At 73.3% G+C, this 12,039-nt stretch carries 7 protein-coding genes; 2 read left to right on the forward strand and 5 right to left on the reverse strand.

Annotated features, from left to right (window positions below):
- Positions 1 to 13 precede the first annotated feature (13 nt).
- The 5 genes from ABZZ20_RS32025 to ABZZ20_RS32045 form a co-directional block, all read right to left on the reverse strand.
- Complete coding sequence (locus ABZZ20_RS32025; protein ID WP_356875681.1) at positions 14 to 1,417, reverse strand: hypothetical protein; 1,404 nt, start codon at positions 1,415 to 1,417, stop codon at positions 14 to 16.
- A 57-nt stretch (positions 1,418 to 1,474) separates the two neighbouring features.
- Entirely contained in the window at positions 1,475 to 3,418 is a 1,944-nt protein-coding gene (locus ABZZ20_RS32030) for an acyl-CoA dehydrogenase family protein (protein WP_356875683.1), read from the reverse strand.
- A gap of 373 nt (positions 3,419 to 3,791) precedes the next feature.
- Positions 3,792 to 5,237 (reverse strand): aldehyde dehydrogenase family protein, encoded by a 1,446-nt coding sequence (locus ABZZ20_RS32035; protein ID WP_356875685.1) that lies wholly within the window; start codon positions 5,235 to 5,237, stop codon positions 3,792 to 3,794.
- A 203-nt stretch (positions 5,238 to 5,440) separates the two neighbouring features.
- Entirely contained in the window at positions 5,441 to 7,021 is a 1,581-nt protein-coding gene (locus ABZZ20_RS32040; protein ID WP_356875687.1) for a PucR family transcriptional regulator, read from the reverse strand.
- 99 nt (positions 7,022 to 7,120) lie between these two features.
- Entirely contained in the window at positions 7,121 to 9,478 is a 2,358-nt protein-coding gene (locus ABZZ20_RS32045) for an ATP/GTP-binding protein (RefSeq protein WP_356875689.1), read from the reverse strand.
- 248 nt (positions 9,479 to 9,726) lie between these two features.
- On the opposite strand from ABZZ20_RS32045, the gene gabT reads away from it, so the two are divergent.
- Both gabT and ABZZ20_RS32055 read left to right on the forward strand, forming a co-directional pair.
- The gene (gene gabT, locus ABZZ20_RS32050) at positions 9,727 to 11,061 is read left to right on the forward strand and encodes a 4-aminobutyrate--2-oxoglutarate transaminase (protein WP_356875691.1); all 1,335 of its coding nucleotides are present in this window, start codon (positions 9,727 to 9,729) and stop codon (positions 11,059 to 11,061) included.
- 133 nt (positions 11,062 to 11,194) lie between these two features.
- Entirely contained in the window at positions 11,195 to 11,986 is a 792-nt protein-coding gene (locus ABZZ20_RS32055; protein ID WP_356875693.1) for a phosphatase PAP2 family protein, read from the forward strand.
- Positions 11,987 to 12,039 lie beyond the last annotated feature (53 nt).

Genomic DNA, 12,039 nt, shown 5'->3' on the forward strand with positions numbered 1-12,039 from the left:
TTGTTGCCGCAACTCAGGAGCGCTTGGACACGGAGTCCCCGTCCGAGACCTGCGCCAGCAGATCCGGGAGGCTGCCGATGAATTCCGGCAGGGTGCGGGCGGCCCGCCACCAGGCGTCGGCGTCGGTACCGAGGGCGCCGTCGAGCAGCCGGTCGGCCTCGGCGCGCGCTTCGAGCACCCACGGGTGCCGGTCGTGCCGGTCGGGGTGGTCGATGTCGCCGAGCCAGTGGTCCTCGTCCAGCGCCCAGGCGGCGGGGGCCTTGTACCGGATCACGTCGGCGCCGGTGAGGATGCGCCGGTCGAGGCAGGCCCGCACCCAGCGGATGTCCTCGTGGATGTCCCCCATCGCATTGGGGACGCCCAGGCTCGCCAGGGCCAGTTCGCGGTCGACACCGCCGGCCGCCGGCCAGGGCGAGGAGGGGCCGAGGGCCTCGACGGCCCGGGCGAGACCGGCCACCGGGGCCGGATCGGGGCGCTGCGCAGCACTGGCCGTGCCCGCGGCAACGGCTGCCGCGAGCTCGGGAAGGGTGCCGTCGAAGCCGGGGGCGCACCGCGCCAGCTCCGTCCATCGCCGCGGGTCGTCGCCGAGCGCGGGGCGCAGGACCCGGCCGACGGCCGTGCGCAACTCCGCCTTCTCGGGCAGGTTCCAGCGCAGGGCGCCCCGCACGGTCAGGTCGGTGAGGAGCAGGGTGCGGTGGGCGGGCGCGGTGTGCGTGACGAGTTCGTCGAAGGTGATCAGGCCCATCCGGACGGCCCGGACGGCCGGGCGGTGCCAGCCCGGCCCGTACGTGCGCCGCGCGCGGCTGTCGAGCAGCCCGAGGCAGGCTTCGCGGGGCAGCCCGCCGACGAGCAGCAGGGCTTCGACGGCGCCGGGCGCGAACGGGGCGCGGGCGTGCTCCGCGAGCAGGGCCGCGGGGTCCTGCTCGTACGGAAGGCGCAGCAGGGCGAGCGGGACCCGCGGTCGGCGGCGCCCGTGCCGGCGCAGGAGGAAGGCCAGCTCCGCGGTGCTCAGCCCGGGGCCGGCTGCGGAACCGGCTGCCGGGTCGGGGGGCTGCTCTGCGGTGCGGGCTGCCGAGGGGCCCGCCACGGCGCCGGCCAGTTCCGCCCGGAGGGTGCCGAACAGTTCGGGCCGAGGTCCCGTACGGGCCGCGTAGCGCGCGGGCCCGGGCAGTCCCGGCAGCGGGCGGCCGAAGACCCGGGGGTTGCGCGCCACGAGCCGCCGGTCCTCGTCGCTGCCCTCGCGCAACAGCAGGGTGACGGTGGAGGCGGGCAGCGCCTCGTCCCGGCACAGGAACCGGCGGGTGGGCGCATCGAGGCGCCGCAGGACGTCCGAGGCGACGGCGTCCGGTGCGTGGCGCAGCAGCAGCGCCACGCACCAGGCGAGCCGTCGGCTCTCCCTGTCCACGTTCACGTTCATCCGATTCCCCGTCGCCGCTCTCGTACGCCTGTTCCGGCGTGCGGCGATGATCGCAGGTCAGCGGATGGGGCGGTGCACGTTTTCGTGCGTCGACGGGCCGGGGGCGGCCTCCGCGATCCAGGGGCCGTCGCCGGAGGGGTCGAGTACACCCTCTTCGAGCCAGGCGTAGGTGCCGGAGAGCACCCCGGCGACGACCCTGTGGTCCAGGTCGTCCGTGTTGGACCAGAGCCGGCCGAAGAGTTCTTCGACCCGGACCCGGGACTGTTGGCAGAAGGCGTCGGCCAGCTGGTAAGCCTCGCGGCCGTGGTCGCCGCAGGCCCGCAGGTGCTCGGCCCGCACGCAGGCCGCGCTCATCGCGAAGAGTTCGGCGCCGATGTCGACGATCCGGCCGAGGAACCCCTGTTTGGTCTCCATGCGGCCCTGCCAGCGGGACATGGCGTAGAAGGTGGACCGGGCGAGTTTGCGGGCGCTGCGCTCCACGTAGCGCAGGTGGACGGCAAGGTCGGGGTGACCGCTCGGGTGGAAGCCTCGGTACGCCCCGGGGACCTGGCCGGGGCCGGTGGCCAGCTTGGGCAGCCAGCGGGCGTAGAACCCGGCGGCGCGGGCGCCCGCCCGGGCCTTGTCGCCCAGTGCCTTCTCGGGGTCGATCAGGTCGCCGGCGACCGACAGGTGGGCGTCGACGGCCTCGCGGGCGATCAGCAGGTGCATGATCTCGGTGGAGCCCTCGAAGATCCGGTTGATGCGCAGGTCGCGCAGCATCTGCTCGGCGGGGACGGCGCGCTCGCCGCGGGCGGCCAGCGACTCGGCGGTCTCGAAACCGCGCCCGCCCCGGATCTGGACGAGTTCGTCGGCCATCAGGCAGGCCTTCTCGCTTCCGTAGAGCTTGGCGAGGGCGGCCTCGATGCGGATGTCGTTGCGGTCTTCGTCGGCCATCTGGGAGGCCAGGTCCACGACCGCTTCGAGCGCGAAGGTGGTGGCGGCGATGAAGGAGATCTTGGCGCCCACGGCCTCGTGCCGGGCGACCGGGCGGCCCCACTGCTCGCGCACTCCGGACCATTCGCGGGCGATCTTCAGGCACCACTTCCCGGAGCCGACGCACATGGCGGGCAGGGACAGCCGGCCCGTGTTGAGGGTGGTCAGTGCGATCTTGAGCCCGGCTCCCTCCGCGCCGATGCGCTGGCCGGCCGGTACGCGCACCTGGTGGAAGCGTGTGACGCCGTTCTCCAGCCCGCGCAGACCCATGAAGGCGTTGCGGTGCTCGACGGTGACGCCCGGCGAATCTGCCTCGACGACGAAGGCGGTGATCCCGCCCCGGTGGTTCTCCGACTTCGGTACCCGGGCCATCACCACCAGCAGGTCCGCGACGACCCCGTTGGTGGTCCAGAGCTTCACCCCGTCGAGGACGTACGCGTCCTCGCCGTCGGGGACCGCGGTGGTGGCCAGTCGTGCCGGGTCGGATCCGACGTCCGGCTCCGTGAGCAGGAAGGCGCTGATGGCGGTGGTCGCGCAGCGCGGCAGGTAGGTGTCCTTCTGTTCCTGCGTGCCGAACATCTTGAGCGGCTGCGGGACGCCGATCGACTGGTGCGCGGAGAGCAGGGCGCCGATGGCGGGGCTGACCGAGGCGACGAGGGCCAGCGCCTTGTTGTAGTACACCTGGGTGAGGCCCAGGCCCCCGTACTTGGGGTCGATCTTCATGCCAAGGGCACCGAGTTGCTTGAGCCTGCGCACGGTCTCGTCGGGGATCTTGGCCTCCCGCTCGATGCGCGCAGGGAGGCCGTCTGCGAGCTCGCTCTCGCAGAACGCCCGGAGCCGGGCCAGGAAGGCCTCGCCGCGCCGGACGTCCTCGTCTGCGGGCATCGGGTGCGGGTGGATCAGGTCGAGCCGGAAGTGCCCGAGGAAGAGTTCCTTGGCGAAGCTGGGCTTGCGCCAGTCCTGTTCCCGGGCCGCTTCCGCGACCTGCCGTGCCTCGCGCTCGGTCACCTTGGGCTGTGTTGCGGACATGAGGGGACTCACCTCGCCGCCGGAGTCGGTGGTACCGGCCTACTGGCCGGTGCTACCTGTGAGTCGTACCCTCTCCGGCCCGCCGGGAAAAGCCGGGGCGGTCCGAGCGAGGGAAATCCGGCCCGTAAGCCCTGCTACCTCCTGGCGAGTGAACCGGAGGGGCGCTGCGGCGGAAAGGACGGCGAGTGAGCCGAAGGGGCGCCCCGGCGAAAGACCGTGAGCGCCCGGAGAAACCACGAGGAACGAGCGGTTCGAGGACGCACGGCGTCCTTCGCCGGCATGAGCGCCCCGGAGGCAAACCGAGCAAGGAAAAGGGGACAGCCGGAGCCCCCGCACAGTGGGCTCCGGCCGTCGGCTCTGGGCCGTACGAGGATCAGATGTCGAGGCCGGTCAGGACCAGGACCCGCTCGTACGTGTAGTCGTCCATCGCGTAGCGGACGCCCTCGCGGCCCACACCGGACTGCTTGACGCCGCCGTACGGCATCTGGTCGGCGCGGTAGGACGGCGCGTCGCCGACGATCACGCCGCCGACCTCGAGCTCGCGGTGGGCGCGGAACGCGGTCTGGATGTTCCGGGTGAAGACGCCGGTCTGGAGGCCGAACTTCGAGTCGTTGACGGCGGCGAAGGCCTCGTCGGTGTTCTCGACCTTCGTCAGCGTCAGCACCGGACCGAAGACCTCCTCGACGGCGAGGGTGGTGTCCGCGGGCAGCTCGGCGATCACGGTGGGCTCGTACGAGGCGCCCTCGCGCTTGCCGCCGGTGAGCAGCTTGGCTCCGGCGGAGACCGCCTCGTCGACCCAGGCCTCGACGCGCTTGGCGGCGTCCTCGGAGACGAGGGGGCCGACGTCGGTGGCGGAGTCGGACGGGTCACCGGTGACCTGGGCCTGGACCTTCGCGACGACCTTCTCGACGAGACGGTCGTACACGGAGGCGTCGGCGATCACGCGCTGCACGGAGATGCAGGACTGGCCGGCCTGGTAGTTCGAGAAGGTCGCGATGCGGGTCGCGGCCCAGTCGAGGTCGGCCTCGGAGGTCCAGTCGTCCAGGACCACGGCGGCGGCGTTGCCACCGAGCTCCAGGGTGCAGTGCTTGTGGGGCACCGACTGCTGGATGGCGTAGCCGACCTTGTCGGAGCCGGTGAAGGAGATGACGGGCAGGCGCTCGTCCTTCACCAGGGCCGGCATCTTGTCGTTGGCGACCGGCAGGACCGACCAGGAACCGGCCGGGAGGTCGGTCTCGGCGAGCAGCTCGCCCAGGATCAGGCCGGAGAGCGGGGTCGCCGGGGCCGGCTTCAGGATGATCGGCGCGCCGACGGCGATGGCCGGGGCCACCTTGTGGGCGCACAGGTTCAGCGGGAAGTTGAACGGCGCGATGCCGAGGACCGGGCCCTTGACGAAGCGGCGGGTCAGGGCGAGGCGGCCGACGCCACCGGCGTCGGTGTCGAGGCGCTGGGCCTCTCCGCCATTGAAGCGGCGGGCCTCTTCGGCGGCGAAGCGGAACACGGACACCGCACGGCCGACCTCACCGCGCGCCCACTTGATGGGCTTGCCGTTCTCGGCGGAGATCAGCTGGGCGATCTCCTCGGTGCGCTCGACGAGCCGCTTGGACACGTGGTCCAGGGCGGCGGCACGCACGTGGGCGGGGGTCGCGGAAAACTCCGCCGTCACGGCGTGCGCCGCGGCCACGGCCTCTTCGACCTGGGCGTCGGTGGGCACGCTGACGGTGCCGACGAGCCGGTTGTCCCACGGAGAGTGGACGTCGAAGCTGTCCTCGCCGGTGGCCTGGCGGCCGGCGAGCCAGAAGGCGTGGGTGGAAGTCATGCGAATCCCGGCCCTTCGGAGTTGTGCGGGTCCTTGTCCCCACCACCGTAGGACTCCGGGGGCGTTTCGGCGTTTGTCCGGGGTGGAGTACCTGCCGCGCCGGCCGCGCCGCTTTGTCAGTGTCGTCGCCCCGCGGGCCCTCCCGCGCGCGGCGGTGGACCCATCGACGTCGGGCGCTACGAGCGCTCCGGGTGTTCCGGGTGCTACGACGGGGTCGAGGTGGCCTTCAGGGCGAGCCAGAGCTCCATCCGGACGTCCGGATCGTCGAGGGAGCGGCCGAGGATCTCCTCCACCCGCCGCATCCGGTAGCGCAGGGTGTGCCGGTGGACGCCCAGGTCGGCCGCGGCGGCGTCCCACTGGCCGTGCCGGGAGAGCCACGCCTGGAGCGAGGCCACCAGGTCTCCCCGGCCCTTCTCGTCGTGCTCCCGGAGTGCCCGCAGGGTGCCGTCCGCGAAGGCCCGTACCGCGTCGTCGGCGAGCAGCGGCAGGACCGAGCCCGCCGCCAGGTCCTCGTGCTCCACCATCGGGCGGCCCCGCCGCCGGGCCACGGCCAGCGCCTGATCGGCCTGTTTGAAGGCCGCCGCCACTCCCGAGGGGACGGCCGGAGCGGACAGACCGACCACCAGCTCGTCCGGCTCCGGCCCCACCGTCTCCCGCCCGCGCCGCGACTCCAGCGCTTCCGCGTGGTCCGCGCAGGCCTGCACCGCGGAACCCCCGTCGGCGGCCAGTACCACCAGCCGCCCCGGCTCGGGCACCACCAGCAGGGCCTCCCCGGCACGGGCGGCAGCCGACTCCACCGTGTCCGCCAGCAGGGCCAGCCCCTCCGGCTGCGCGGTCCCCTGCAGCGCCGGCTCCGCGACGATCAGCCGGAACGGCGCCTCCAGCAGGGCCCCGTACAGGTCTCCCGCCACCGCCCGGGCGTGCTCGGCCTCCCCGTCCAGCAGCATCCGCAGCACGGCCGCCCCCAGCCGGGATTCGGCGTCGTGCAGCGAGCGCGACCGCTCGGTGGTCAGGGTCAGCAGCGCCACCGCGGAGTGCACGGCGTACCGCTCGGCGGTGCCCAGCGGGGCTCCGGTGCCCACGGCCAGCGCCCCGCGGGCCCGCCGGCCCGTCCCCAGCGACTGGAGCTCGACCCGGTCCTCCGACCCGCCCACCACGGCGCTCGCCGGCGCCGGCCGCTCGCGCAGCCGCTCCACGTCCGGGGTCAGTCGGGCGGCCCGCCGCGCGGCCCAATCCGGGGCGGCCGCGACGACGGCCCCCGAGGTGTCGTACAGGGCGGCCCAGCCGTGCACGTGTGCCGCCAGCTTCGCCAGCAGCTCGGCGGGGCCGTCGGCGGAGAGCGCGGCCCGGGTCAGCTCCCGTTGCGCCTCGAAGCCGGCGGTGACCGCCCGGTACTGGTCGGCCGCGAGGGCCGCCGAGACGGCCTTGCTGATCGCGAGGAACGGGGTCCTGCGGGGGACCTCCAGCAGCGGCAGATCCTCCGCTTCGGCGGCCTCGACCAGGGCCTGCGGGATCGCCTCGTAGTTCACCCCGACGGCGAAGCCGATGCCGACGACCCCGGCCGCGGCGAGGCGGCGCACGTACCGGCGCATCTCCTGCGGGTCCTCCGCGTCCAATTTCATGGCGGTGATCAGGAGGAGCTCACCGCCCTCCATGTAGGGGACGGGGTCGGCGAGCTCGCTGACGTGCGCCCAGCGCACGGGGGTGTCGAGGCGGCCCTCCCCCGCCCGGACGCTGAGTTTGAGCGCCGAATGCTGGACGAGTGAGGCGAGGGTGAGCGGCATCGGGTACCAGCGGCCTTAAAGGAAGGGAGGGCAGGACGAGGAATTTCGCCTTGTCGTATGAACGACTCCCCTCGATTCTGCCACCCCGTACGGGTCGACTCAGCCCGTGGCGGCCAGCCGGACCAGCAGCGGAGCCGCCCGCTCCCCCTGGACGGAGGTCAACGACAGCACCGCGTACCCGGGCGGCACGGCGTGTGCCAGCTCGGAGGCCGACCACCGCTCCCGCTCCACCTGCCGCACGGTCACCGCGTCCGTGGTCACGGCCTTGCCGGTGACGAGCTTGCGGAAGGCGTGGATCGCCCGGGTCAGCGGCTGGTCGGCGAAGACCGTCCGGTGGGTCACGTCGCGCGTCTCCACCCACTCGGTGCCCCAGGCCTCGGCGAAGCGCCCGCCGTCCCAGGTGGTGACCCCTGAGAAGGCCATCCGGCAGCCGACCGCCCCGAGTAGCGGGGTGCGCAGCGCCTCCGGTACGTCGTCCAGCGTGCGCAGCGTGAGCAGGACGCCCGCGTTGGCCGAGCGCAGTCGCTGCAGGCCCCGCACGGTCTGCGGGGTCAGGGTGTGCGAGGCGTCGTCGAAGGCGAGGAACGCGAACAGGGAGCGGTCGGCGCGGGCCGCGGCGGAGGCGTTGAACTGTGCGAGCAGCAGTCGGGCAAGGATCCGGGAGGCGTCGGCGTGGCCGCGCTCGGGAAGGTCGATGCGCACGCGCAGCGGGTGCTCCAGGGCCCGCAGCGAGAAGGGCCGCCCCTGCCCGGTGGTGTCGAAGAAGCCCGCGAACGCCGGGCGGTCGAGCAGGGCCACCCGGTCGGCGAGGGCCGGCCCGGGGTCTCCGTGCGTCCCGTACTGCCGTTCGCGGGCGTCGAGCTCGCGGAGCATCACGTGCTCGCCGGCGTCCTCCAGGGCGGTGCGCAGCTCGGCGCGGGCCTCGGGCACCTGGTCGAGCAGCTCGCGCAGCTCGGGCACGGCGGGGAAACGCCCGTACGCGGCTCGGAAGGGGCCGAGCAGCTGGGCGAGGGCCGTCGCCGCCCGGCGCACCTCCACGCCGGGGACGTCGCCTACGAACGCTTCGGCGAGCAGGTTGGCGGCCTCGTCGGGGTCGGTGGTCCCCCCGTAGAGGTCGAGGTCGTACACGGACTCGGGGTCCGCGACGCGGACGACGACGTCGAAGGCGGCGTCCGGCCCGAGGTCGGTGCCGGTCGAGGCGACGGCGATGACGGCGGCCTGTCCGGCCAGTGCCTGGAGGGCGAGCGACTCGACGAGGGGTCGCACCAGCTGCCGGGTCTTGCCCGCGCCGGAGGGGCCGACGGCGAGCAGCGAGGTGCCGAGCACCCCGGGGTCGAGGGCGAGGCGGGTCCCGCGCCTGCCGTACGGGTTGCGCTCGTTGTCGTCGACCGTGCCGAGCAGCACCTGCCGGGCCAGCAGGTCGTGCCGTGCGGCCCGGACGGGCAGGTCCCGCGCGCCGGACGGGTGGACGCAGGCGCCCGCGCCCTTGGCGCGCACGGCGTCGGCGAAGGCGACGGCGCGCGAGGGGTCGACCCGTGCGGATTCCCAGGCCCGCCGGATCCGCGTGTAGTCGACGTCGTTCATCCGCCCGGCAGCGGCTTCGGCCCCGAGCCGGTCGGCCACCTCCACGAGCCCGGCCGCACGCACCTCGGGCCAGGCGGCGGGGTCTTCCGCCCCCTGGCCGGGCCCTGCCGTGATGGAGGCCCCGGGGCCGAGGGGGGTGGTGCCCGTCGGGCGGCGGCGCAGCCACCAGACGAGCCAGGCGAAGGCCAGGACGACGGCCACGTCGACGGCGGTGTCCGCCGTGCTGACGAGCTGCTGGTTGACCACCCGGTCGCTGCCGAACGGCAGGAAGGAGTAGACGAGGTTGCGCGCCGGCAGCTGGTAGTTGTCGACGAGCAGGATCGTCAGATAGGCCGGGGGGACGACCGCGGCGGCCCGCCACCACGGGCCGCGCGCCACGACGAGGCGGTTCCATGCGAGCCGCCAGCTGCCCAGCCGACCGAACCCGTAGAGGAGCGCGGCGTCGAAGAGGAACTCGTAGATCGGCTTGGCGCGCTGCCCGCCGGATCCGGCAACCGGCTCGCCGTTGCCGTGCCACCAGTCGTTGGGCGTGAACAGCTTCACCGGCGCGTCCCAGTACGGGAGGTACGAGTTGCGCATCAGCGACCAGACGAGGACGCAGGCGAGGAAGGAGATGACGGCGCCGCTCAGCAGGGCGCGGTCGGGGACCTGCGGGGACTGCTGGGCGGGACGCGGCGTGTGGCCGTAGCGCCAGACCCCCGGTTCCGCTTCCGGTCGGTCGGCGCGCAGCCAGTCCGCGAGGGTCGGTCCATCGCCGGCGGGGGCGTGGGCGGGCTTCGGCGGGAGGGCGGGCGGCGGGCCGGCGGGTCGCGGGACGTGCCCGGCGCGCGGCGGCCGCTTCTCGTCCGTGCCGTACGTGCCGTCGGTGTCCATGAAACCCCTGCCCCCTGCCCGTGCCTGCGCTGCGTCGCTCAATGTAGTTGCCCGGAGGCGACCGCGGGCCCGTACCGGCCGGGCCCGCCTCCGCGTCCACAAGACACGCGCCCCGCCCTTCCTATGGCCGCCGCGGACAAGGACACGCGGGCACCACTCCCTAACGGAGCATGCCGTACCCCCTCCCCCGGGCCTAGCCTGCGGACAAAGACACAAGTGCGTCCGAAAACACCCCCCAGGAGCCCCCTATGACCGCTGTCCCGCAGGAGCGCCGCATCGTCACCGCGATCCCCGGCCCCAAGTCGCAGGAGCTGCAGGCCCGCCGCCTCGAGACGGTGGCCGGCGGCGTGGGCTCCGTGCTCCCCGTCTTCACGGCCCGCGCGGGCGGCGGCATCATCGAGGACGTCGACGGCAACCGCCTGATCGACTTCGGTTCCGGCATCGCCGTGACCTCGGTCGGCGCCTCGGCCGAGGCCGTCGTGCGCCGCGCCTCCGCGCAGCTCGCCGACTTCACCCACACCTGCTTCATGGTCACGCCGTACGAGGGCTACGTCGAGGTCTGCGAGGCGCTCGCCGAGCTGACCCCGGGCGACCACGCGAAGAAGTCGGCGCTGTTCAACTCCGGCGCCGAGGCCGTCGAGAACGCCGTCAAGATCGCCCGTGCGTACACCAAGCGCCAGGCCGTCGTCGTCTTCGACCACGGCTACCACGGCCGTACGAACCTCACGATGGCGCTGACCTCGAAGAACATGCCGTACAAGAACGGCTTCGGTCCGTTCGCCCCCGAGGTCTACCGCGTTCCCGTCGCCTACGGCTACCGCTGGCTCACCGGTCCCGAGAACTGCGGCCCCGAGGCCGCCGCCCAGGCGATCGACCAGATCACCAAGCAGATCGGCGCCGACAACGTCGCCGCGATCATCATCGAGCCGGTCCTCGGCGAGGGCGGCTTCATCGAGCCGGCCAAGGGCTTCCTGCCGGCGATCGTGAAGTTCGCCAACGACAACGGCATCGTCTTCGTCGCCGACGAGATCCAGTCCGGTTTCTGCCGTACCGGCCAGTGGTTCGCGTGCGAGGACGAGGGCATCGTCCCGGACCTGATCACCACCGCCAAGGGCATCGCGGGCGGCCTGCCGCTCGCCGCCGTGACCGGCCGCGCCGAGATCATGGACGCCGCGCACGCGGGCGGCCTGGGTGGCACCTACGGCGGCAACCCGGTGGCCTGCGCCGGTGCGCTGGGCTCCATCGAGACCATGAAGGAGCTCGACCTCAACGCCGCGGCGAAGAAGATCGAGTCCGTCATGAAGGCCCGGCTGACGGCCATGCAGGAGAAGTACGAGATCATCGGCGACATCCGTGGCCGCGGCGCCATGATCGCGATCGAGCTCGTCAAGGACCCGGTCTCCAAGACCCCCTTCCCGGAGGCGGCCGGCGCGCTCGCCAAGGCCTGCCACGCCGAAGGCCTGCTCGTCCTGACCTGCGGCACCTACGGCAACGTGCTCCGCTTCCTCCCGCCGATCGTCATCGGTGAGGACCTCCTGAACGAGGGCCTGGACATCATCGAGGCTGCGTTCGCGGGCATCTGAGCGAGCATCCGAACGCGCGACCCCATCGGTACCGCCGGTAACGGTCGGGCGCTGTGAAGAAGATGTGGGGGGCCGATGGCAGGAGCGCGTTCCTGCTGTCGGTCCCCTTTCCGCTGCCGTACGGTTTCTGCAGATGAGTGAAACACCCCGTTCCCGGGATACCGGGGGCGACACCAGTACCGGGCTTCCCCAGCGCCGCACTGGGCCTGCGTTCGCGCACACTCCTCACCGATCGGACGGCCGTCCGCCCCAAACCCCCCGGGGCGCACGGCAACCCGATCCGGCCGGCCCTCCCGGAACCACCCCCCCTGTTCCGGGACGGCTGGCCATCTTCCCCCTTCTCGCCCTGCTGGGATTCGCCCTGACGACCTGGCAGGTCCTGACCTCGGGTCCGCTCCTCGCGCCGGACGAGCGTCTCAGCCGCGCCGTGGTCCGCTCCGTCCCGGACGCGGTCACCGAGTGCCTCGCCGACCTCGGCAACGTCCCGGTCGCCGTGCCGGTCCTGGTGCTGGCGATGGCGTACGCCGTCCGGCGTTCGCGCACGTGGACCCCGGCCCTGACCGCGGGCCTCGCGATGGCCCTGGTCCCGGCCCTGGTCGTGCCGCTGAAGACGTGGACCGCCCGCCCTGGCCCGCTGGAGCCCTGGGCCGCCGGCTACTACCCCTCGGGCCATACGGCCACCTCGGCCGTCGCCTACATCGGCGCGGCCCTGCTGGTCGGCCCCTACGCCCGCCGCGGGTGGCCGATGGCCGCCGCGCTCCTCCTGACGGCCGCCACGGCCGTCGGCCTGATCCTGCGCGGCTGGCACTGGCCCCTGGACGTGCTGGCCAGCCTCCTGCTCTGCGCCCCCCTGCTGGTGGCCGTCGCATGGGCCGTACGCCGCACTGATGCTCCTATTGGCAGTCAAGGGCTGCTGAGAACCTGAGGGTGGCCCGGTCAGGTTTGGTTGGGGTGCAGGGCGACACTGTCCGATCCGAC

Source organism: Streptomyces sp. NPDC006430 (assembly GCF_040612395.1).
Classification (GTDB): Bacteria; Actinomycetota; Actinomycetes; order Streptomycetales; family Streptomycetaceae; genus Streptomyces.

Bases quoted from the DNA above. Each gene is read 5' to 3' on its own strand.
- ABZZ20_RS32025 (WP_356875681.1), bottom strand. From the start codon at position 1,417: ATGAACGTGAACGTGGACAGGGAGAGCCGACGGCTCGCCTGGTGCGTG.
- ABZZ20_RS32030 (WP_356875683.1), bottom strand. From the start codon at position 3,418: ATGTCCGCAACACAGCCCAAGGTGACCGAGCGCGAGGCACGGCAGGTC.
- ABZZ20_RS32035 (WP_356875685.1), bottom strand. From the start codon at position 5,237: ATGACTTCCACCCACGCCTTCTGGCTCGCCGGCCGCCAGGCCACCGGC.
- ABZZ20_RS32040 (WP_356875687.1), bottom strand. From the start codon at position 7,021: ATGCCGCTCACCCTCGCCTCACTCGTCCAGCATTCGGCGCTCAAACTC.
- ABZZ20_RS32045 (WP_356875689.1), bottom strand. From the start codon at position 9,478: ATGGACACCGACGGCACGTACGGCACGGACGAGAAGCGGCCGCCGCGC.
- gabT (WP_356875691.1), top strand. From the start codon at position 9,727: ATGACCGCTGTCCCGCAGGAGCGCCGCATCGTCACCGCGATCCCCGGC.
- ABZZ20_RS32055 (WP_356875693.1), top strand. From the start codon at position 11,195: ATGAGTGAAACACCCCGTTCCCGGGATACCGGGGGCGACACCAGTACC.